This is a genomic window from Paenibacillus taichungensis (genome assembly GCF_047302525.1).
GTDB classification, from domain to species: Bacteria; Bacillota; Bacilli; order Paenibacillales; family Paenibacillaceae; genus Paenibacillus; species Paenibacillus taichungensis_B.
Genome location: NZ_CP168020.1, coordinates 2128086 through 2150965, shown reverse-complemented (window position 1 = coordinate 2150965; position 22880 = coordinate 2128086). Strand labels below are relative to the sequence as shown.

The window sequence follows — 22880 nt, the reverse complement described above, 5'->3', positions numbered from 1 at the left end:
AGAAATCATGTTGTCCGCTTTAGCCACTTTTTCATAAATCCTCTGATTCCTGTCAAGGTTTCGGATCCCGGAGCAGCAGGTGCAGCCAAATAGTGATGTGCGAGTTTCTCTATATCCCTGGAAGCTTTTGCATTCGGATATGCCAGACTGTATGGCACTTGCCTTTTAACTGCCTTTACAACCTGGGCATCTTCGGAAATATATCCAAGCAGCGGGATATCGATCTGTAAAAACCTCTTTGCCACTGCAGCTATTTTATCCGCCACCCGTTCCGCCTCTTGTTGGTCTTCAACCCGGTTAACGATCATCCGAAAGGGTGTGGCATTTTCCTGGCCATGCATAACTTTAACTAAAGCATAAGCATCGGTTATTGAAGTCGGTTCAGGTGTGGTGATGATCAGGCATTCATCGGCTGCACCGATAAATTTCATGTTTTCTCTGGAAAGTCCTGCCCCTGTATCAAAAATGACATAGTCCATCTCCTGTGCGATCTCTTCAACTTGTCCAGCAAAAAACTCCAGATCTCGATCTGACAATGAGAACAATTCTTTCATCCCCGAACCTCCGGCGATATAAGGCAACCCGCTTGCACCAAGCTGTATGATTTCCTGTATGGATTTCTGTCGGTATAACAGATGGTACAGATTATAGGGAGATGAGGTTCCCATTAGGACATCGATATTAGCCATCCCTATATCTGCATCAAACACCAATACCTTTTGCCCCATTGCCTGTAAGCTCAGTGCAAAGTTAAGTGTGAAGTTAGATTTACCCACCCCTCCCTTTCCACTGGCAACGGTTATGATTTTGGAGGAGCGTGAATCACGTCCCCTTCCCTCCACTCCGTTAGGCATTGAGACCATACTTCTGAGTGAGGCTGCCTGGTCCTTCATCGTACAAGCTCTCCTAACAATTGTTTGGTCAGAGAACCCGCATCAGGCTTGAGTAAATCATCCGGCACATTTTGTCCGTTAGCCACATAAGCAAGTTTAAGTGGAAAACGATGCAGCAGGTTAAACATCGGGCCGTAGCTTCCGGTCTCATCCATCTTGGTAAAAATGACCTTATCCAGCCCATATTTGCTGAAATGCTCCGTAATTTGAACCATATCAGCACTTTTGGAAGTCATGCTCAAAACCAAAAAGGTTTCACTATTTTCCACAGGCGCGAGTAAACTTTGCAGTTCTGAAACAAGCAACTCATTTCTATAGTTTCTTCCGGCTGTATCCATGAAGATCAGATCACATTCCTCGAGACGGGAGATCGCTCGTTGTGTGTCACCTGGGGATTGTACGACCTCAAGCGGGACATTTAAAATGGATGCGTATGTTCTAAGTTGTTCTACCGCTGAGATACGATAGGTATCCGAAGTAATGAAGCCTACCTTTCGCTGATTGTTGAACATCTGTTCAGCAGCCAGCTTGGCAATGGTCGTTGTTTTACCAACGCCAGTTGGCCCAGCTACATATACAATGCGTGTGGTCGGCAAAATGCCCACGTCAATACGTTTCTCCAAAAAATGTGATATTTCTAATTGAACTGCTTGAACAGCTTCTACTTCATTTAATCCTTTTTCAGAGAGCTTCGTCAGAACAACGTCAAACCAAGATTCCCATACTTCTGGCCAAATATCTTGCTCCATCAACCTTTCTCGAAGAGCATAAAACTCCTCTGGTAACGGGTCTGCCGAAGCTCCTTGCTTAGACAACTTGGTCATCATCAGTTTGAGCTCCTGCAATTCAGACATCAGTTGGCCCTGCTGCGGATCGGTCGCCTGCTCCTGCTGCCCTCTGGCTGATGTTAAACCCGAAAAATCCGCCCCTTGCGGTCGCGGTTTATGCTCGATACTCAAAGAAGATCTGCCGTTGCTCATGTCTGAACCGAGTTTACTCGATTCAGACACAGCTGTGGCATCCGTAGTTTTCTCTTGCACATTTTTTTCAGCGATACTCGCAGCCGATTCGTCAGAAGCAACGACAAACGAACGAGCCGTTTGTCGATATGCTTCAGGTACAAATGCACGAGGTACGGGTGAAAATTGATTTTGCACTTGATTTGTAGCCTGTTTTTTTTCTTCCTTATCTACAGCTGCTACAACTTCGATCCTTTTCTTACGGAACATCCCCAGCACACCGCCCACCTTGATTTCCTTGGTGGACAAAATGACGGCATCACTTCCCAGGTCTTTACGAATTTGAAGCATAGCTTCGGGCATGGTCTCAACGACGTATTGTTTTACTCTCATAAGTTCACCACCCCGACACTTTGGATTTCAACATTCGGCTCCAACTCACTATAGGAAAGCACTGGTATATCCTGCATGGTACGTTCAATCACCTGGCGCAGATACATACGAATGGTTGGAGAAGTTAATACAACAGGCTGCTGGCCCGACTGGATCAATCGATTGACTTGTTCAGTCAATTTTTGATATACACTTTGTGTTGAAGCCGGATCCAATGCAAGGTAACTGCCTTGTTCGGATTGCTGTACACTCTCTGCAATTTTCTTCTCCAGACCAGGTCCAACAGTGATTACTCTAAGTGTCTCCCCTTTTTGGGAGAATTGTTGGGTAATCTGACGAGAGAGGGATTGTCTCACGTATTCCGTCAGCACATCCGGGTCTTTGGTATACGTCCCGTAGTCCGCCAGTGTCTCGAAGATTGTAACCATATCACGAATGGAAACTTTCTCACGCAACAACTTGGCGAGCACTTTCTGTACATCTCCGATGGAGAGGACAGATGGGATGAGTTCATCCACCAGCGCAGCATAATTCTCTCTGAGATTATCCACAAGTGCTTTAGTTTCTTGTCTGCCAAGTAACTCATGCGCATGCTTCTTAATCAATTCAGTCAGATGTGTGGCTACAACTGAAGGAGGATCTACAACTGTATATCCTGCAAGTTCAGCTCTGTCTTTGGTTACTTCATCAATCCATAACGCTGGAAGTCCAAAAGCTGGTTCTGTCGTTTCGATTCCTGTAACAGATTCTTCTTCGTAACCCGGACTCATGGCCAAATAATGATTCAGCAACAGTTCTCCGCCGCCAACAACATTACCCTTAATCTTGATGACATATTCATTCGGTCTTAATTGGATATTATCCCGAATCCGGATTACTGGAACGACTAACCCCAGTTCAAGAGCACACTGCCTACGAATCATAATGATCCGATCCAATAAGTCCCCGCCCTGCTGATTGTCAGCCAGAGGAATCAAACCGTAACCAAATTCAAACTCAATAGGGTCCACCTGAAGAAGGTTGATTACACTCTCCGGACTTCTAACTTCTTCGATCTGCTGCTCCTCTTCCATTTGCTCCTCTGCCTCTTGCTTCTGATTCAGATTGTTCTGCATCCTCCATCCGGCAAAAGCCAACAAACCTGCAAGGGGCAACGTTGTAATAATGTGGATCGGCGTGAAAAAACCGAGCATTGCTATTACAAAAGATACAATATAAAGGAGCGTCGGGTATGTAAACAATTGTCCCGTAATGTCATCGGCCAAATTCCCTTCCGATGATGCTCTTGTTACAATAAGACCTGCTGCTGTAGATATCAGGAGTGCAGGAATCTGGCTTACCAGTCCATCCCCGATCGTTAACACAGAGTAGGTAGACAGCGATTCTGCAAAATCGAGACCATGAACCGTCATTCCGATGATAAATCCACCAATGAGATTAATCAGGAGAATAATGATACTCGCAATAGCGTCCCCTTTTACAAATTTACTCGCTCCATCCATGGCCCCGTAGAAGTCAGCTTCGCGTTCAATTTTGGAACGACGTTCACGTGCTTGCTGCTCGTTGATCAGACCGGCATTCAAGTCTGCGTCGATACTCATCTGTTTACCAGGCATCGCATCAAGGGTGAATCGTGCTGCGACTTCAGCTACACGCTCTGATCCCTTCGTGATAACGATAAACTGAACAACGACGAGAATCAGAAACACTATAAATCCGATGGCTATCTGTCCGCCAGCAATCCAGCTACCAAAGGTAGCGACTACCGATCCTGCGTTTCCTTGACCCAAAATCAGTTTTGTTGTTGATATGTTGAGTGCTAACCGAAACAACGTCGTGATCAGCAGCAATGCAGGAAAGATGGAAAATTGCAGTGCCTCTTTGCTGTTCATCGCAACAAGCAATATCATCAATGCCAGTGAAATATTGATGACAAGCAGTATGTCCAACAACCAGGTTGGGATCGGGAGAATCATCATCAACACGATGCCGATGATACCCGCAAGGACAGCTATATCTTTAATTTTCAATGGATGTACGGCCTCCGATCCCTTTTTATTTCGTTCTGCCCTTTAATTTATATACATAAGCCAGCACTTCGGCTACCGCTTGAAACAAATCAGCCGGTATGGCGTCACCAATCTCGGCTCTCTGGAACAATGCCCGTGCCAGCGGCTTGTTTTCCATTGTAATGACACCGTGCTCTTTGGCTATTTCCTTAATGCGCAAGGCGACGTAATCCTGACCTTTGGCTATAATCTGCGGCGCTTCCATCTCCGAGCCCTCATACTTAAGCGCAACGGCAAAGTGGGTCGGGTTGGTGATAATTACGTCCGCTTTGGGAACTTCCTGCATCATGCGCTGAACAGCCATACGACGCTGACGCTCCCTGATTTTCCCCTTGATCAGTGGGTCACCTTCCATTTTTTTGTATTCGTCCTTGATGTCTTGCTTGGACATCCTAATGTTTTTCTCGTAATCATACTTCTGGTACATATAGTCGAGTACAGCAAGTACTAACAGGGCTACTGCAATCTTGATTCCTAAGTTTAAGGTGATTGAAGCAGCAAAATGCAGAATCGCATCCAATGAAAAATGGGACAGTGAAGCAATATCTGACTGATAACCTGTGATGGTACTGTAAACCAGAAAGCCGATAATCGACATTTTCATAATTGATTTAGCAAACTCCACCAAAGAACGAAGAGAAAAAATGTTTTTGAACCCTTTAATCGGATTCAGCTTTTCCAGTTTCGGCTTTAAACCCTCTCCTACAAGCAGGAAACCTACCTGCATGTAATTGACGATTAACGCAACAAGTACTGCACCGAGCAAAACAGGAGCAAGCAATAGCATCACCTCGATGCCGTAACGCATCATTAAGGCTACGACGTTCTCCCCGGTGACCTCCATACTCAGCCGATTAATGAAGATGTCTGTAAACAGTCGAACCATACGTTCTTTGTAAAAGTTACTGAACATCATCATGATCAAAAAGGTGAATAGGAGAATGGATGCGCCGGACAGCTCCATGCTTTTGACAACCTGTCCTTTTTTTCGCGTATCCTGCCTCTTTTTCGGGGTAGCCTTCTCTGTTTTTTCCCCTGCGAACATCTGGAGGTCGAGTTGATATTTCATTCGAATCTTGTCCTCCGTTTCACTCAGCCTGGCCTTTGTCCAATGGTCCCAAGCAAGTTTTCCATGGATCTGAACATTACTTCGAACAATTGACTAAACACAAAGGCAAAACTGGGAACCAGCAAAAGCAAAATAGCAAGCCCAACGAGTACCTTAAGCGGCATTCCAACGGCAAATACGTTAAATTGAGGAGCCGTCTTCGCCAAGAATCCCAATCCTACATCCGTCAAAAACAGAGCAACTACAATCGGCGCAGACATCTGAAAAGCCAACATAAATGATTGGCCTAATGTACGAACCAAAAATTCAGCAATACTTCCATCTGCCAATCGTAGAAAAAATACATTCGACAACGGAATCCAGCGATAACTGTATACAATGGCATCGAGCAGATAATGATGTCCGTTCATTGTCAGAAAGAGCAATACCGCAAAAGCATATTTGAAGTTACCTGTAAGCGGTGCAGATGCACCTGTCATTGGATCATATACGTTGGCCATACCAAAACCAATCTGAAGATCAATAAAGGTTCCTGCTGTCTGTATAGCCGTCATTAACAGATAAGCAACAAAGCCTAGGAGCAAGCCAATCAATATCTCACGGATAACCAGCAGGATATAACTCAGATCTGTAGGTACAACCTGGTCTATGCCGTATACCATATACACAGTAAAGGTTACAAATGCCGATAAACCAATTTTTAGAGAATTCGGCACATTCCGAGCCGAGAAGACTGGCGCAGTTACAAAAAATGATGCTATTCGACAAAACATAAGCAGAGCGACAGGAAAACTTTGCAATAATGTCTCCATCTGCAACAGCCTACCCTATGTATCTGTATAAATTATCGAGAATGTTATACGTGAAATCGACCAGTATATTCAATATCCAAGGACCAAACAAAAGTACTGCCAGAAGTACAGCAATAATTTTAGGTACAAAGGCCAGGGTTTGCTCCTGAATTTGAGTGGTTGCCTGAAACACACTGATAATGAGTCCTACAACCAGAGCTAGAATAAGCATGGGTGCGCTGGCCAGCAGTGAAGTATAGACCGCTTTCCCGGCCAGACCGATAATAAACTCCGAAGTCATGACCGTCCTCCTTTAATATTCCGGCTCAAGTGTTAAAACTCAGCAACAGTGACTTCACGACCAGATACCAGCCATCGACAAGTACAAATAACAGTATTTTAAAAGGTAATGAAATCATGACAGGTGGAAGCATCATCATCCCCATAGCCATGAGTGTACTCGCAACTACAATGTCTATAACCAAGAATGGGATAAAGATCATGAATCCCATCTGGAATGCTGTCTTCAACTCACTGATTGCATATGCCGGTACCATCACAGTAATTGGAATATCCTGGTATGTGCTAGGCTTTTCGGTTTGATTGTACTTCATAAACAGCAATAGGTCTTTCTCCCTAGTGTGGGAGAACATAAACTTCTTCATGGGGTCCGCAGCTTTTTCCAACGCTTCGGTTTGTGTGATGTCACCCTTGAGATAGGGCTGAAGCGCTACCTGATTGATGGATGACAACGTCGGAGACATGATGAACAGTGTCAGAAAAAGTGCTAAACCGACCAGCACCTGATTGGGTGGCATTTGCTGCGTGCCCAAGGATGTCCGCACAAAACCGAGAACGATAACAATCCGGGTAAAACTGGTCATCAGTACCAGCAAGGCTGGTGCGATACTAAGTACCGTGATCAACAGGATAATGGAAAGTGAACTCGTGCTTGGTGTGCCCCCATCCCCGTTTCCAATTTGAATATCAATATTCGGAATCGGTTCGGCAAAGGCAGCAGTGACGGAGGCCAGACTGATGAGTCCTATGAAAAAACACGCTAACCAAATCTTTTTCTTCATGAATCCCTCGACCGATCTGTAGTATTGTCTTCTTCCAGGACCTTCTCCATCTTCTCTTTACGGTTAGGCATCTGCCGAAGTTTAGATTCAAACAGTTCGTGAAAAGAGGTTGTATCCTCGAGTTCCATTTCTCGCGGCGGTTCATCTTTGCGCAAGCGGGCTGCCAACTTTGCAATGAGAGGCGAAAGGCTTCCCTGTTGCGCTGAAGCATCCCGTTCAAATGAATCAATGATTCGCTGAGCCTCTTCAAGATCCGAAATCTTATCCACCAGCTGTATGTCATCACCCACACCGAGTAGATAAACGCTACCGCCAATTTCTATAATTTGCAGCGACTTGTTTGGTCCCAGTCCGACCCCACCCAAAATACGAATTGTGCCGTTCCGGAACCATCGCTGATTCCGCTTGTTTAGAAAACGAATCAGATAGACTATAAGAACCAGAATGACGGCCAGGACAACAATCACCCATACAAGCTGAAAATAATAATTGACTCCCGTGCCCACATCATCTGGAATCTTATCCTGAGCCATCATCATGTCTCTTAAACGCCCAGCGTTTTGCTGATTGCTTCGATAACCCGGTCAGATTGGAACGGCTTCACGATGAAATCTTTAGCTCCGGCCTGGATTGCATCAATAACCATCGCTTGTTGACCCATCGCAGAGCACATAATCACTTTTGCGTTAGCATCAATTTTTTTGATTTCTTTCAAAGCTGCAATACCATCCATCTCAGGCATGGTAATATCCATTGTGATCAGATCAGGACGAAGCTCCTTAAACTTCTCAATTGCTTGTGATCCATCCTGTGCTTCGCCAACGACCTCGTATCCGTTTTTGGACAAAATGTCCCGGATCATCATTCTCATAAATGCAGCGTCGTCCACGACTAAAATTCGGTTTGCCATCTTGATTCAAGTCCTCCCTAAATTGTGCTTATTGTAATTTCTGAATTCGGTCCCATTGGCTTACGATATCTATAACACGAACACCAAAGTTTTCGTCGATTACGACAACCTCACCTTTGGCAATCAACTTGTTATTCACCAAAATATCGACAGGTTCACCGGCCAGTTTGTCCAGCTCGACAATTGAACCTTGTGACAGTTCTAAAATATCCTTAATTTGCTTCTGGGTCCTTCCTAATTCTACGGTGACTTTAAGGGGAATGTCCATCAATAAATTCAAATTGTTTTCGTCTACCTGGCCAAACGCCCCATTTTGCAAATTGGCGAATTGAACCGGTTGTACGTTTACATTCCTATTCGGCACACCGCCGTAATGCTGCGGTACACCATAAGGTTGCTGCGGAGGCATGCCATAAGGCTGCTGTGGCGGCATTCCTTGCGGCATCCCCATTGGAGCCTGACCATAGCCATTATAATCTTGAACAGGCGGCTGTTGTGCCTGTGGCGGTATCTGTTGCTGAACTGGAGGTTGCTCAGGGGCAACAGGTACTGCTGCCGGTGCTGGCTCAGGCGTAGATGCAACTGGCGCACTAGCAGTAGACTCTTGGGCTCCGCCAATCAACATCTCTACCATTTCTTTCGCAAAATGCACGGGAAGCAGCTGCATGAGATTGGAATCAATCAGATCGCCAATCAACAGACGGAACGATACTTGAATTAAAGTCTCATCATCTGGAAGATTGCTGACTCCCTCGCCACTTTCCATATTGAGAATATCAATTCCCGGAGGAGAAATATTCACGAAACGGTTAAAGATTGTAGACATGGATGTAGCAGACGAACCCATCATCTGATTCATCGCTTCCTGTACTGCACTGATATGGATTTCATTCAGTTCTTCATCAACCGGATTTCCTTCACCGCCAAGCATCAGATCGGCTATGACTTGAGCATCCCGTTTTTTGATGACTAGCGAGTTGATTCCTTCAAATCCATCTACATAATTCACATGGACTGCAACATGGGGCTTAGGAAATGCTTCATCAAACTGTGTACGGCTGATGATGGACACCTTAGGTGTTGTAATATCTACTTTTAGGCCCAATAGCGTGGACAAAGCTGTCGCCGCACTACCAAATGTAATGTTACCAATCTCCCCCAAGGCATCCTGTTCCAGCTCGGTCAAAAAATCATCAACTGTTTTCTCAGCCGGTTCCGAACTGTTCATCGATTCCGATTGTCTGAGCAAAGCATCGATTTCTTCTTGGGATAAATAATCCTTACTCGTCAAATTCTTCAACTCCTTCGGTGACAATCTTGTCTATTTGCACAGCCACACGATCCTTGATGGTTCCCGGGCTACCCATATACTTCAGCCTATCTCCAACTTTAATGGACAGTCCCTCATCAACGGGCTTGTTCAACGTAATGACATCGCCAACAGACAGACCCAAAAATTCAGCAATCGAAATCCTAGATTCTCCCAACTCCGCAACGACGGGCAATTTGGCTTTGTTCACACGCTCTTTGAGAGCATCATATTCTTCCGGAGCTCTCGTCTTTTTCTCCGAAACAAACCACTGATGAGTCGACAACCGGGACATAATAGGTTCAAGAACGACATGCGGGATACACAAATTGATCATGCCTGTGGTGTCACCGATTTTGGTACTCAGTGAGATCAAAGCAATGGTCTCATTGGGGGAAACAATCTGCATAAATTGCGGATTGGTCTCCAGCGCTTCCATCCTTGGAGAAATATCCAACACAGTCTTCCATGCTTCCTGCAAACTCTCAAACGCACGGCTGAAAATCCGCTCCATAATCGTCGTCTCAATTTCCGTCATCGATGCGATCTTTGTCGGTGCATTTCCTGTTCCGCCAAGCAGGCGATCCAGCATTGCATAACCCACGTTGGGATGAACCTCCATCACCATCCGTCCCTGTAATGGCTCCGCCTCAAATATGTTCAATATCGTCATCTTCGGAATAGAACGGATAAACTCGTCATAAGGCAACTGTTCAACCTGAACGACATTGATCTGAACGAACGTCCGCAGTTGGGCTGAAAAATAAGTGGTGAGAAAGCGTGCAAAGTTTTCGTGAATACGGGTCAAGCTTCGAATATGATCTTTGGAAAAACGAACCGCCCGCTTAAAATCGTACGATCTAATTTTCTTTTGAGTTTCTTCCTTTTTCAATTCCTCAGCATCCATCTCACCAGAGGAAAGGGCAGCTAATAGGGCGTCAATCTCATTTTGTGATAATACATCCACCATGTTCTCACCCCCTTACAGATTTACAGCGTGTCCTGTTCATTACATTGGCGCCATCACAAAAGCAGAAAAACTAGTGCTGGCCAGCTTACCTTCTGGTAAAGCTTCATTAATAAGTTCAGTCAATTTTTTATTAAATTGAATGCGACCTTTCGCTGTAGCCAGTTCATCAGACTTGGTATCCGCAAAAGTCTGGATGATAATAGGCTTCACCGTGATTTCCTTGATTTTCTCAAAATCTTCTTTAGCCTTTTTGTCGGATAATTTGAAAGAAAAACTTACAACTACAATATGGTCTATATCAGCCAAATTAGTTTTAATTTCTCCAAGCTCTGAGGAAACTGCAACAATCTCATCCGCAGTCATCTTCTTCTCTGCAGCGGATGCCGTATGTGTATCAATCTTATTCCCGTTCTGTCCTTGCATAAATACAAACACAACCACCACAATGAGTGTTATAGCTAGCAAGCTTGTTGCAAGCCAAGGCAACATCTTTTTCATCAGGACTCCTCCGTTTGCTGCACTTTAATAGTGGCTGCCTGAACCCCGATTTCACGGTTGTAATCTTTAATTTTGGAAATAACCTCATCGGCTTTCTCAAGCACAATAAGTCTCTTTCCGGTTACCAGAGTAATATACGTGTCTGGTGTCTCTTCCACAATTTCAACCATCAGCGCATTTAACCACATGGGAGAACCATTTAACCGCGTAACCGAAATCATGCTAAGCCCCCTCGATCAGAGTGGAGGAGCAAGCTCCCCCACGCATTAAAAATTACTAATCAGTTATTAACGTTTCAGGTTAACAACTTCCTGAAGCACTTCATCGGACGTTGTGATAATCCGTGAGTTCGCCTGGAATCCACGCTGAGCCACGATCATCTCTGTAAATTCACCTGTTAGATCCACGTTGGACATTTCAAGTTGTCCTGCAATAACGGAGCCTGTACCAAATTCAGTACTATTGGCAGTGACAATTTCGAATTCCCCGTCAGCATTGGCATTGGCAGTAATGCGATACAAGTTACCACCGATTTTTTCTAGACCTTCTGGATTTGTTACTTTCCCTATGCCCAGTTGTGCTCCAGCTTCAGTTGTTCCATCATCCATCGTCTGGTTGATAATTCCATCTTGACCAATAGTGAAAGAAACTACTGCTTCATCCAAAGTGATAGGTTCTCCACCACTATCAACAACGAACAGACCATCGGATGTCACGAGGTTACGGTTAGCATCCACATGGAAATCTCCTGCACGGGTTAAAAAAGGAACTTCTTGTTCCCCGCCTAGGGTCACCAGGAAGAAACCATCACCATTGAGACGCAGGTCGGTTGGATTATTAGTTGTCATTGGGCTGCCCGCAAGATGCAGCGTATCAATCGATCCTACTGATACACCCAAACCAATCTGCTTTGCATTTACACCACCGTTTTCATCTCCAGGCGCTGTTACCCCCGCCGTTGTTTGGCTCATAATATCTTTAAACATGACACGGCTACCTTTAAAACCAACCGTATTCACGTTCGCAATATTATTACCGATAACATCAAGTTTCGTTTGAAAACCCCGCATCCCGGAAACGCCTGAGTACATTGATTTCAACATTTTTTAAAAATCCTCCCAGCCTTAATTTGGTTACCGCGTCAGTCGGTCAGCGGCATTCCGGCTCCCGAGAAGGGCCAGCCGGTCAAGAAATGATTACAGCACTATCAATCTGGGTGAATACATTATTCTTCATGCTTTCACTATCCATGGCTGTAACAACAGTACGATTTTTGACATTAACGATAAAAGCCATATCTTTCATCAAAATCAAGGATTCCTTGGCTCCTTTGGCAGCAGCCTTATCCAGTGCAGTTCCAATCTGCTGCATCTGCTCAGTCTTGAGTTCAATACCTCGCTGTTCCAACCTTTTGGCAGCATGATTACTCAATTTCAGGAGGTTGTCTTCCAATACCTGTGCAAAAGGGCGTTCAGGTACATTCGATGCTTCTCCCGCTTTGGAGCGGTTAAGCAAATTGGGTGTAATTGGACCTGTGTACAGTTGGCCTACTGTTATGCGGTCACTCATAACATGTTTCCATTGTCTTCAGGCTGTGCTGATGGTTCTGGTTCCTTGGTTTCGTTCGTTACAGTTGAATCTGCAGCGTCCTGAACTGGAGTTTCATTTTCCTCAGCCTGTGTTGGGTTAGTTACCTGAATAATTTCATCCAACTTGATTTCGTCATTGCCCACTTTTGCGTATTGAACACCATCTCGTACGATGATGGAATCCACAATTCCTTGACGGAGGGTTCCGTTATCCTCTTTATTAGAAGAAAGCCAACTGATCTCGCGGCCAATCATGCCAGAAACTGTCCCAAGAGACTGATTCAAAGTCTTAAGCTGAGACGAAATATTCACCAGTTGTTCTACCGAACTGAACTGAGCCATCTGAGCGATAAATTCCTTATCTTCCATTGGCTGCATCGGATCCTGATTTTGTAGCTGAGTGATCAATATTTTAAGAAACTGATCCTTGCCCAGCTCTTTTGTTGCAGCGCTTGTTGTGGCTTTATTCGCTGCCGAATAGTTAGGCCAGGTATTATTGGTAGAAATCGCTTCATTAGCCATATTTTCACCTCATTTCTGTTTAAGCTTCTGCTGTAAACGTGTCTCTCCGCAGGTCGTTGCCTTCCTCATGTTCACTGCGCCAGTTGCGCAATTCTTCCTGGAGAGTTGCTGTAGTTACAGCATCATCCGATTGTTCTTCACGTTCACGTGAGCGACGTTGCTGCTGAGAATTGCTTCCTGGCTGGCGTCCCCCATCCTGGTACATTTGTGAACCAAGTGAGCTGTTCTGAGTAACCTCAAGTCGTTCCACTTGAATGCCTTGAGCTTGAAGAGAGCTACGCAGTTGCATCATTTGCTGTTCCAGCATGTCTTTCGCCATCGTATGCTCGGTCATAAAACGTGCAACCAATTGTCCGTTTTGCAAAGTAATCTGCACATCCAGCTTACCCAGATGCTCCGGACGTAGTGAGATAGTCGCTTCCGAAAATCCCTTTTGTTGCACAATATCCAACTTATTCACAACAAACTGTGTCATCTCTTTTGCAAACTGGGATGTTTGCATGACAGGTTCAGCCGGTTTACCTGCTGATGTACCTGATGAACGTAAGGACAACTCTCCTGCCGTAATGATACTTGAATGGTCCACTTCTCCAACTTCATTTGCAGTAGGTGTTGAGTCCGTTTCAACTGAAACTTTAGTTCCATTATTTGAAGCGGCCGCAACAAGAACTTGTGATGCCACTGAGTCTTGCTTGGACGTTTGAACGGGATTTGTTGGAACCACTTGCACAGCCTGATCCTTAGCCACCGCTAATGTATCCAGAATGGATTTAAGTTCAGTCCACCCTTTGTTAAGACTGGTGTCAACGCCAGCATCTTGCAGCTGACTTTGAAGAGATTGAAGCAGGTGCTTGAATTCTGGAGCGTTTTTAACAACGGTACTATCCAGCTCATTCATACCCGCAGTTAACTGTGTAAGCACATCCTGTAATACAAAGCGCACTGCTGCTGGATGTTCCGTCAGATCAATTGCTGATGCTGCATTTCCTGTTTCACTTGTAGGCTCATCAGAACCTTCGGCTTGAATACCAGAATTAGCATCTAATTGAGCGTACATCTGCTGAATCAGACTTTGTAATTCCCCAAGCAGTGACGGATCATTTTCCAAAGCTTCATCTAGCGAATCCAAATCTGCGAATAACGAACTCAAGATATCGGTGATCGATGTTTGTTCTCCATCTTCACTAGCTGCAAAGGTAAACATAAGCGGATCCGCTGTTAAGCTCCCTGCTGCAGTCGAGCTGTTCTCCGCCGTTGCACCACCATTCAATGATTGGGCAAGAGTTTGCAGAAAATCACCGCTTCCAGCAGTTGCACCTTTGGATCCAGTTCCAGCTGTTTGCGCTGCTCCTGTTGTCTTGGCGGATGATGTAGATGTCATTTGATATACAATCGACATTTGTTTTCACCTCCTCTCCTTAGTAAACAGACGCTACTAATCTACTTGTTACCCATTAATTTATTTAATATTTTTGCAGTTTCTACCGAATTTTCAGTCGACATATTCTCAAGCAATTGAGACCGTGTAGCATCATCTACAGAATTCAAAATGGTCAAGGTTTTGTCCGGACTCAGCTTGTATGTTTCGAGTAACAGCTTGGCTCCACTAGAGGCCGACATGGAAGCAAACGTTTGACTAAGTTGGTTTTTATCCAAATTTTTGGAGTTAGTTGTAGACGCCGTAGATGTCGTTGCAGTCTCTTTCTTTAAGCGGGATTGCAGTGCATCCAGGGCCAGATCACCGGATGGTTTCGCATCCTTCATCATCATCGTGACATCAGCCGCTGTTTTTGGGTCCATCTTTTCCAGCACCTTGGTCCGTGCAGCCGATTGCATCGCATTCAGAAGCAATACCATCTCTTCATTCGTCATATTTTGCAAAATCGGAGCGGCTTTACTGGGACTCATGTCCGCATACATCTTAGCCAAATCTTTAATTTGTTTCTGATAATCAGACTCGGTCTCTGGATTCTGCGCAGCGGTTTCAGCAGCTTTTTCCGCATCATCCAATTTCTTTTGCAAATCACTTGCTTTCTTTGCTTCTGTGGTTGTGGCATCCTTCGCTACTTTGAGCTCTGTTTCTTTCTCGCTTACTTGTGCCTTCAGCTTATCTATTGTCGCTTCTGCACTCTCGACCTGCTGCTCGCTCTTCTCCAGTTTCTTTTTCTCCGGATCTAGCACAGGATCAGGTACCCAGTCCTTTACGACAGGAATTTTGTTAGCTACTTCAAGCAGGTTGTTGCGAATATCTACATTAAATAGAGTGAGCAAAACACCCAACAAAACCACAGTGAACACAATTGGGATTGAAATCATCAGAAACTTTTCCCAACCGCCGCTCGACTCTTTTTCCATATCTGTGTCTTTAACAGCCATTGTTCTTCCCTCCTTCACGAGACAACTTCGCGTCCGGCCACATCAATTCGCGCGTCCGACTTTGGCAGCGAAGCGTACAGTAGCCATCTCGTCCAGATCGTTCTGTTCCCGGAGGAGCATCTCCTGCTGAAATTTGATTTTGGCCTTGTCTCTCGCCCCAAGCCATACTTTTTCGTCCATCATTTTGCCGTTCAGAAACGTCTGATTCCGTTGCACATTGACCTCAGCATGTCTGACATCACTACTTTTGCGTGAAATGCACTCGTCAAGGTGATGTACATACCGCTGTATCTCCTGCAAGCTGGATACGGAAGCCGTACTTTCCGTAGCGGATTGAATGACATCAATCAGTTCCTTTTTATCATTCAATAGTTGTAAAAGATGCTCTTCCTCAGTCTGAAGTTTCCCGATCGCTGTGGATAACATCCACTCCGCTTGCGTTTTTTCATTGCTTTTCAGGTCAACAACCTTCTGGAAATGATATCGAAATTTCATCGTTTACCCATTCATCTCCTTGCAAATTCAAGAATCAAACGTTCCTGCACTTCACTCAACGTTACTTTTTCATCGACTTTCTGCCTTGTAAAATTCCAGATGCTATCAATCTGTTCTATCGATTCATCAATGGCAGCATTTGAACCTCTTTGATAAGCCCCAATGTTAATTAAATCCTCTGATTCCTTGTACACAGCCATGAGTCTCTTCATATTATTAACGGCTTCCAGCTGCTCTTCAGGAGCAATATCCTTCATAACCCGGCTAATGCTCGCAAGCACATCAATGGCTGGGAAATGACCTTTGTTTGCGATGGACCGATTCAGTACAATATGACCATCCAATATACCTCTCACCGCATCTGCAATCGGTTCGTTCATATCATCCCCGTCGACAAGGACGGTGTAAAAAGCCGTAATCGAACCTGTGGGTCCAGTCCCCGCTCGCTCAAGCAGCTTAGGTAAACTTGCAAAAACAGAAGGAGTGTATCCTCTCATTGCAGGAGGTTCTCCCACGGCAAGTCCCACTTCCCTCTGTGCCATGGCATAACGTGTAACGGAGTCCATCATCAACATGACATTCATGCCTCTGTCTCTGAAATACTCCGCAATCGTAGTTGCGATGACCGCGCCTTTGATTCGAATCAGAGCAGGTTGATCAGAGGTAGCGACAATAACGACGGATCGTTCCAGTCCTTCCGGACCCAAATCTCGTTCAATAAAGTCACGAACCTCACGGCCCCGCTCCCCCACCAAAGCAATTACATTGACATCTGCTGCTGTATTGCGGGCGATCATGCCCATCAGCGTACTTTTACCAACACCCGATCCGGCAAATATGCCGACCCTCTGTCCTTTGCCAACCGTCAACAGACCGTCAATGGCTCTCACACCTACACCCATCGTTTCGAGTACCCGTGGACGGTCCATCGGATTCACTGGCGTATTGGATGTAGAGTACATCGGCATTCTGGAAGGTAACAAGGATCCGTCCAAAGGTTGTCCCAATCCATCTAACACCTTACCAAGCAATTCTGATCCAACCTGAACCCCAAGTGGTTTACCCGTTCCGACCACATCACATCCAGGACCAATGGATTGAAGTTCACCGAGTGGCATGAGCAAAACTTTGTTATCCCGAAACCCGACAACCTCTGCCTGAAGTGGCTTGGCAGCTTTTCCGGGGTAGATGTAACATACATCACCAATGCTAGCATCCGGACCTTCCGACTCAACCATAAGACCAATGACCTGAGTGACCTTACCGTTAATGCGAACGGGATCAAATTGCTTAAGATGTTCCATGTATCGCTGTGAGCTAAGAATCTTCATGTTGATTTTTTCGCCCCTCATCCTCAAGTGCTATGCGGATCAGTTCTTTTTTAATTTCAGCGAGCTGGGTATCAATTCTGGCATCTACGCTTCCAAACGACGACCGTATAACACATCCCTTGTCTTTTACCGTAGCATCAGGCAAAATCTGCAATTCTGCCTGAGAGTCAATTGCCATAGCCAACTCTTCACGTGCGGCCTGCACAAAAGCAAATTGATCAGGTGCCACACATAAGGTGATCATCCCCTGTTCACGTTTGCGAGACAAACTCTGACGAATCAGTTCAAGCGTGTGTTCTGGTTCAACCGAAAGTTGTTTGTCAATCACCTTCTCAGCAATACCACAGGCGAGATCCACAAGGAAAGGCTCTGCTTCCTGAATAATCTGATCTTTGGCAACGTAAGCTTCTTCAAGCACCCCACGGGCTTCCTTCATCATCTCTTCGATCTTCACCTGGAGATCCAGTTCGGCCTGTACTTTGCCTTCTTCAAAACCCTGCTGGAAACCTTGTGAACGAAGCGCTTCAGTCAGATGTTCATCCTGCTGACGCTGTCCCTGCCACCAGCTATCAATCTGTTCACGGGCTTCTTGAAGCAATCGCTCCGCTTCCTCCGAAGCTTCACGTACCTGCTTTTCTGCAAACTCCTTGGCATCCTCCAGCATCTCCGCGGTAAGACGTTGTGTTTCTTCGTCCACTCGTGCTTGAAGCATCTCAGCTTCGGAACCTTCAGCACGTTCACCATCTAACTCCGCATCAGACTCCGGTCCACCATAATGATGATGATTTTCGAGTCGTTTGCGGTCATCGACCGGTACATACTGGAAAGATTTAATCAAATTAGACAATGATATCATCTCCTCCACCGCGAGCAATAATGATCTCACCGGCTTCTTCCAATCTACGGATCGTTCCTACGATACGAGTCTGAGCTTCCTCAACATCACGCAACCGAACGGGTCCCATGAATTCCATTTCTTCCTTGAATGTCTCGGACATCCTTTTCGACATATTCCGGAATATAGCATCCCGTACTTCTTCGCTTGCCACTTTGAGTGCTAACTGCAAATCTCCGTTGTCGATATCCCGGATAATACGCTGGATCGAACGATCGTCCACATTGACGATATCTTCGAATACAAACATGCGTTTTTTGATTTCTTCTGCAAGTTCCGGATCTTGAATTTCCAGCGAGTCGAGAATAGTACGTTCCGTACCACGGTCGACGCCGTTCAAGATCTGAACGATGGATTCGATACCACCCGCATTTGTATAATCTTGCGTAACAGTAGAAGATAATTTCTGTTCGAGCACCCGCTCCACTTGAGAAATGACTTCTGGAGACGTACTGTCCATAACAGCAACTCTGCGTGCTACATCGGCCTGCTTCTCTTGTGGTAACGAGGATAAGATTGCTGCTGCCTGCTCAAATTGCAGATACGATAATACCAGAGCAATCGTTTGCGGGCTTTCGTTCTGAATGAAGTTCAATATTTGATTCGGATCCGCCTTACGCGCAAAGTCAAATGGTCTAACTTGCAGCGTAGCCGTCAAACGGTTAATAACTTCAAGTGCTTTTTGCGACCCGAGCGCTTTCTCCAGAATTTCTCTCGCGTACGTAATACCGCCCTGAGAGATATATTCCTGTGCCAGACAGATCTGATGAAACTCAGACATAATCATATCTTTTTCAGAAGCATCCACTTTGCGAACATTGGCAATTTCCAACGTCAGTTGTTCGATCTCCTCATCCCGCAAATGTTTGAAGATTTGCGCGGATACTTCCGGACCTAATGTAATCAACAAAATTGCTGCTTTTTGTCTTCCAGTCAGACCTTGACTGCTTGCCTTCGCCAATGCGTTCACCTCTATTCGTCAGCCAGCCACGTACGCAGCAGATTGACGAATTCGTCTGGCTTTTTCTTGGCCAAACTCTCCAATTGTTTGCGCACTTGACTTTCGTTCGTTACACTGTCCAACGTAATGGACGGAAACTCTGTTGCTACCGGAAGAGGAATATCCTCTTCTTCTATTTCGTTTTGTTTGCGACGACGGCGTACTAACAAAATAACAACCGCTGCAATCAGTGCTGCCACCAGTGCTCCTATACCCCACATCATTCCGGTGGAAAGCTGGAAGCCTGTATTGGTTGCCGCAGCAGTTTGGAAACCTTGAGACATTACTGAAACTTTTTTGGCCAAGTCTGCGTCACTTGTTACAGTGCCTGAGTCCGCCAATGATGCACGAACAATGTTAACCAAAATATTTTCAATTGCATCCTGAACCGGCGCTTGTAATTCTGTTTGTCCTGCCGGTGGTTCAACCGCAACGTTAATGGTTAAATCTTTTACAGTATATGGACTAGAAACGATATCTTTAACAATTCGGTTGACATCGTAGTTTTTGGTGCTAGATGTTTCTTCCGAGGTTGAGTTACCTGATGCATCCGATGATGGATAACCCGGAACTTCCTCTTGACCTGTGCCAGCAACACCGCCTGTCGGATTGCTTGCCCCAGTGTAGCTCTTTTGAATCTCTTGTACACTGATCTCGATGCCTTTCATATTATCTACATCGACCGGTGTAACCAGGTTTTCTTTCCGCGTTTCCTTGTCAAAATTAAGCTTGGAAGCAACCAGAACATTGACGTTCTCGTCACCCACAATCTGGGAAAGAAATTGTTTCACGTTATTGCGAACATCATTTTCGAATTTCTTCTGTAACGCCATGTTCTCTTGAACTTCAGAAGATAATCCCCCGCTACCACCTCGGGCCGTCGGAATCAGTTCCGCTTCATCCGTGTTAGTAATCGTTATGTTTTCAATAGGTAGATTGGGAATGGCTGTCTTGACCAAATTAAAATATCCATCTACCGCAGCCTGATTAGGGTGATAACCCGGTTTAAACTGCAGGGCCACCGATGCAGATGCTTTATCCTGTTCTTCTAGACCAGCAAAGATATTATCTTTGGGCATATTGACCAGTACTTTAGCATCCTGTATGCCTTGCATCCGTTGAAGCAACTGCTCCACTTCTCCGTTCAATGCATTGTTATACTTCACATCGAACTCTTTATCCGTCATCCCGATTGGAGATGATGACTCCTCGAATGACTTATATCCTAATGAACCATTCTGAATAATTCCTTGTGATCCGATATTTACTTTTGCAATAGCTACATCCGTGCTCGGTACAGATATGGTCTTGCCGTCTGCACTTAATTTGTATGGAATACTGGATGAATCAAGATAACTAATGACGCCTGCAGAGTCACTTGCATTCAAATCCGTGAAGGCAACTTCATATTCCGTCTTTGACAATTGCATGGTTAGTACAACTGCAGCCAAAATTAAAAACAGGAAGGTGGAAATAAATAATACTTTTTGCTTTTTGCTAAAACTATTCCAATACTGGGATGCCTTATCCCTGTACTGGGCAATTCTCTCATTCACTCTGTCACCCCATCCGAAACTTTGCTTGGTCTGTCCTTCCGCAATCTCTATATGTTCTAAAGTTTAACGGTCAGGAGCAGCATCGCAGCTGCTTGTTGTAGTAATCAGCGCTGTTGTCGAAGCGCATTTAAGCCAATTTACAATTGCGTACGCATAATCTCCTGATATGCTTCGACTACTTTGTTTCGGACTTGAGTCGTAAGTTGAAGACTCAACAGGGCCTGTTCAGAAGCGATCATCACCTGATCAACGTTCACTTTTCCAACCAGGAATTGGTTTGACATTTCATGTGCTTGGGTCTCCTGTGCAGCTACAGACCCTAGCGCATCCTGTAGGTATGTACCGAAGCTCTGAATGGTTTCGGCTGGTGTAGATGGTTTACTTTGTGCCGTACTTTGCATCTGAAGCGGTTGAATCCCCTGTGTGCTAAACATGTTGTTCTGAATCATTAATGTCCCTCCCTTTCATTTCTGTTCTTTGGTTTTATGGATATTTCCATCTTTAAGCCATTAACTAGGCTCTTCCTATCTCCAATGCCTTGGATATCATTGCTTTGGTTGAGTTCAAAGCTGTGACGTTTGCTTCATATGAGCGTGAAGCCGAGATCATGTCCACCATTTCTTTCGCGATATCCACATTAGGCATGTACACATATCCCTCAGCGTTGGCATCCGGATGTGAAGGGTCATAGACCGGTTTCAGAGGTGACTGATCTTCACGAATCTCCGATACTCTTACTCCCTCTCCAGACCCACTGCTTTTCATCTGATTTTGAAGCAAACTGTTGAAGGAAGTCTTGTTGGGTTCAAGCACAACCATCTTGCGCTTGTAAGGAACTGCCTCGCCATTGGTTACACTTGCGCGCGTCGTCTCCGCGTTGGCAATGTTGGAAGATATAACGTCCATCCGCAAACGCTGAGCTGTTAGAGCCGATGCACTGATACTGAAACTGTTACTGATGTTCACCTAAGTTATCTCCCTTCGACTCCAACACGCATCATTTTGATCTGTTCATTCACTTGCTGAATATAAGCGTTGTAACGCAGCTGGTTCTCCGCCAGAAGACTCATTTCTTTGTCTACATCGACGTTGTTCTGGTTGTTATTCATAGAAGTTGACTGGTCCATATTAACTACTGGTGTAGGTATGGAAGAGGAAGGACCTATGACAAAATGCCTTGAATCCGTTACTTTCCCTTTAAGAACAGGCATATCTCCATTCATTTGGTCCTCTAGCATTTCTTCAAAAGAAACGTCCGAACGCTTGAAATACGGGGTGTCCGCATTCGCAATGTTGTCAGCAATCGTTCGTTGTCTAATGTTAGAGGCATCGAGTGCACCTTGTAACCTTTGAAAACTAATATCATTCAAAAGATTCATAATCGCCCTCCTCTCTTTAGAAATTATGGAAATAGATTCAATCTTTTTCCGTCAGGATGCTTATGTTTTTTCGACAAAAAACATTCACTTTTACACGGTTTTCTAGGACTTAAGTAGAATTAACTCTGATGTTGTCGTATAACATAAGTTTCTTCGAGATTGGGATATATTACAATAAGAAAAAAGCCCTATCTTTTCTGAAAGACAGAGCTTTTTGTGTATTTTCTGCAAATTATGAATTTTTCCGTAAATGTTGGGGCCCAAAACAAAAATAAGCTTAAGTGCTCTATCTGAGCTCTTAAACATTCTTAAAATTTATACTATGCTTCTATACGTTTTGGCATATCATAATAATACAAACCTGAAATACATTGAGATGCTTCAATCTGTTTTTTATTAGAAATATTTACCGATATAATAAGCTTTCTTATCAATTCAACTACACTCTTTGATCTTCAATGAAATAGATAATTGACAAAATATCCATATTGAATTATTTGATTTTACTGAATTCCCCCAACACTTTTTTAACATTTATCTCTCGCATGCAGATTTTGATGAACCGATATTTTTTTGTCACATCTGCAATACAATCAAATTCATATTTTGCGCATTTACGCAATTTTATCTTCTCTCATTGATTAAACCGATATCCAGACTTGGAAAAAATAAATCCTTTTATTGGAATTTTTAGAATTATAAATTATTAGCTCCCACCATGACGACAATCTTAAATACATTATATCTGCGGCACAAGTCCTAGAATATCTCTAGTCTTATACAACTCCAACTCT

General features: G+C 44.6%; 26 protein-coding genes. All 26 read right to left on the bottom strand.

The features are described 5' to 3' along the window. Positions 1–5: 5 nt before the first annotated feature. A complete protein-coding gene (locus ACDJ58_RS09935; RefSeq protein ID WP_413377498.1) occupies positions 6–893 on the bottom strand; it encodes a MinD/ParA family protein in 888 nt (295 codons plus the stop codon). Next, positions 890–2245 carry a flagellar biosynthesis protein FlhF gene (flhF, locus tag ACDJ58_RS09930; RefSeq protein ID WP_413377496.1) on the bottom strand — a complete coding sequence of 452 codons (1356 nt, stop codon included), beginning with the start codon at positions 2243–2245 and terminating at the stop codon, positions 890–892. Before flhF ends, ACDJ58_RS09935 begins: the two co-directional genes overlap by 4 nt. After that, a complete protein-coding gene (gene flhA / locus ACDJ58_RS09925; RefSeq protein WP_413377494.1) occupies positions 2242–4275 on the bottom strand; it encodes a flagellar biosynthesis protein FlhA in 2034 nt (677 codons plus the stop codon). Before flhA ends, flhF begins: the two co-directional genes overlap by 4 nt. Positions 4276–4300: 25 nt before the next feature. After that, positions 4301–5383, bottom strand: coding sequence for a flagellar biosynthesis protein FlhB (gene flhB, locus ACDJ58_RS09920; protein WP_179132114.1), 1083 nt, complete (start codon positions 5381–5383; stop codon positions 4301–4303). Between the two features lie 23 nt (positions 5384–5406). Then, entirely contained in the window at positions 5407–6195 is a 789-nt protein-coding gene (gene fliR / locus ACDJ58_RS09915) for a flagellar biosynthetic protein FliR (protein ID WP_063566399.1), read from the bottom strand. A 10-nt stretch (positions 6196–6205) separates the two neighbouring features. Beyond that, a complete protein-coding gene (gene fliQ, locus ACDJ58_RS09910) occupies positions 6206–6475 on the bottom strand; it encodes a flagellar biosynthesis protein FliQ (RefSeq protein ID WP_024630226.1) in 270 nt (89 codons plus the stop codon). Between the two features lie 25 nt (positions 6476–6500). Beyond that, the gene (fliP, locus tag ACDJ58_RS09905) at positions 6501–7256 is read right to left on the bottom strand and encodes a flagellar type III secretion system pore protein FliP (RefSeq protein WP_072732405.1); all 756 of its coding nucleotides are present in this window, start codon (positions 7254–7256) and stop codon (positions 6501–6503) included. Next, positions 7253–7792, bottom strand: coding sequence for a flagellar biosynthetic protein FliO (locus ACDJ58_RS09900; RefSeq protein WP_413379578.1), 540 nt, complete (start codon positions 7790–7792; stop codon positions 7253–7255). The genes fliP and ACDJ58_RS09900 overlap by 4 nt, the downstream gene beginning before the upstream one ends. Before the next feature lie 8 nt (positions 7793–7800). After that, positions 7801–8166 (bottom strand): response regulator, encoded by a 366-nt coding sequence (locus ACDJ58_RS09895; protein ID WP_017689175.1) that lies wholly within the window; start codon positions 8164–8166, stop codon positions 7801–7803. Between the two features lie 28 nt (positions 8167–8194). After that, positions 8195–9457, bottom strand: coding sequence for a flagellar motor switch phosphatase FliY (gene fliY, locus ACDJ58_RS09890; RefSeq protein ID WP_413377491.1), 1263 nt, complete (start codon positions 9455–9457; stop codon positions 8195–8197). Continuing rightward, the gene (gene fliM, locus ACDJ58_RS09885) at positions 9447–10445 is read right to left on the bottom strand and encodes a flagellar motor switch protein FliM (RefSeq protein WP_024630222.1); all 999 of its coding nucleotides are present in this window, start codon (positions 10443–10445) and stop codon (positions 9447–9449) included. Before fliM ends, fliY begins: the two co-directional genes overlap by 11 nt. Before the next feature lie 39 nt (positions 10446–10484). Next, positions 10485–10943, bottom strand: coding sequence for a flagellar basal body-associated FliL family protein (locus ACDJ58_RS09880; protein ID WP_413377488.1), 459 nt, complete (start codon positions 10941–10943; stop codon positions 10485–10487). Then, positions 10943–11164 (bottom strand): flagellar FlbD family protein, encoded by a 222-nt coding sequence (locus ACDJ58_RS09875; RefSeq protein WP_024630220.1) that lies wholly within the window; start codon positions 11162–11164, stop codon positions 10943–10945. The genes ACDJ58_RS09880 and ACDJ58_RS09875 overlap by 1 nt, the downstream gene beginning before the upstream one ends. 66 nt (positions 11165–11230) lie before the next feature. Beyond that, positions 11231–12046, bottom strand: coding sequence for a flagellar basal body rod protein FlgG (flgG, locus tag ACDJ58_RS09870; RefSeq protein WP_315795327.1), 816 nt, complete (start codon positions 12044–12046; stop codon positions 11231–11233). A gap of 82 nt (positions 12047–12128) precedes the next feature. Beyond that, a complete protein-coding gene (locus tag ACDJ58_RS09865) occupies positions 12129–12512 on the bottom strand; it encodes a TIGR02530 family flagellar biosynthesis protein (protein ID WP_413377486.1) in 384 nt (127 codons plus the stop codon). Continuing rightward, positions 12509–13054, bottom strand: a complete 546-nt coding sequence (locus tag ACDJ58_RS09860) for a flagellar hook capping FlgD N-terminal domain-containing protein (protein ID WP_090895972.1) — start codon at positions 13052–13054, stop codon at positions 12509–12511. Before ACDJ58_RS09860 ends, ACDJ58_RS09865 begins: the two co-directional genes overlap by 4 nt. Positions 13055–13073: 19 nt before the next feature. Then, entirely contained in the window at positions 13074–14453 is a 1380-nt protein-coding gene (locus ACDJ58_RS09855; RefSeq protein ID WP_413377483.1) for a flagellar hook-length control protein FliK, read from the bottom strand. A gap of 41 nt (positions 14454–14494) precedes the next feature. Beyond that, positions 14495–15430 carry a MotE family protein gene (locus ACDJ58_RS09850; RefSeq protein ID WP_413377481.1) on the bottom strand — a complete coding sequence of 312 codons (936 nt, stop codon included), beginning with the start codon at positions 15428–15430 and terminating at the stop codon, positions 14495–14497. Positions 15431–15472: 42 nt separating this feature from the next. After that, positions 15473–15925, bottom strand: a complete 453-nt coding sequence (gene fliJ, locus ACDJ58_RS09845; protein WP_413377479.1) for a flagellar export protein FliJ — start codon at positions 15923–15925, stop codon at positions 15473–15475. An 11-nt stretch (positions 15926–15936) separates the two neighbouring features. Beyond that, on the bottom strand, positions 15937–17256 hold the full coding sequence (fliI, locus tag ACDJ58_RS09840; protein WP_413377477.1) for a flagellar protein export ATPase FliI: 1320 nt from the start codon (positions 17254–17256) through the stop codon (positions 15937–15939). Continuing rightward, positions 17243–18103 (bottom strand): FliH/SctL family protein, encoded by an 861-nt coding sequence (locus ACDJ58_RS09835; RefSeq protein WP_413377475.1) that lies wholly within the window; start codon positions 18101–18103, stop codon positions 17243–17245. The genes fliI and ACDJ58_RS09835 overlap by 14 nt, the downstream gene beginning before the upstream one ends. After that, positions 18096–19112, bottom strand: coding sequence for a flagellar motor switch protein FliG (fliG, locus tag ACDJ58_RS09830; RefSeq protein ID WP_413377473.1), 1017 nt, complete (start codon positions 19110–19112; stop codon positions 18096–18098). The genes ACDJ58_RS09835 and fliG overlap by 8 nt, the downstream gene beginning before the upstream one ends. An 11-nt stretch (positions 19113–19123) precedes the next feature. Beyond that, on the bottom strand, positions 19124–20707 hold the full coding sequence (gene fliF / locus ACDJ58_RS09825; RefSeq protein ID WP_413377471.1) for a flagellar basal-body MS-ring/collar protein FliF: 1584 nt from the start codon (positions 20705–20707) through the stop codon (positions 19124–19126). A gap of 137 nt (positions 20708–20844) precedes the next feature. Next, positions 20845–21156, bottom strand: coding sequence for a flagellar hook-basal body complex protein FliE (gene fliE / locus ACDJ58_RS09820; protein WP_024630209.1), 312 nt, complete (start codon positions 21154–21156; stop codon positions 20845–20847). Between the two features lie 64 nt (positions 21157–21220). Continuing rightward, positions 21221–21673 (bottom strand): flagellar basal body rod protein FlgC, encoded by a 453-nt coding sequence (flgC, locus tag ACDJ58_RS09815; protein WP_090895951.1) that lies wholly within the window; start codon positions 21671–21673, stop codon positions 21221–21223. Positions 21674–21678: 5 nt separating this feature from the next. After that, the gene (gene flgB / locus ACDJ58_RS09810; RefSeq protein ID WP_413377468.1) at positions 21679–22086 is read right to left on the bottom strand and encodes a flagellar basal body rod protein FlgB; all 408 of its coding nucleotides are present in this window, start codon (positions 22084–22086) and stop codon (positions 21679–21681) included. Positions 22087–22880 lie beyond the last annotated feature (794 nt).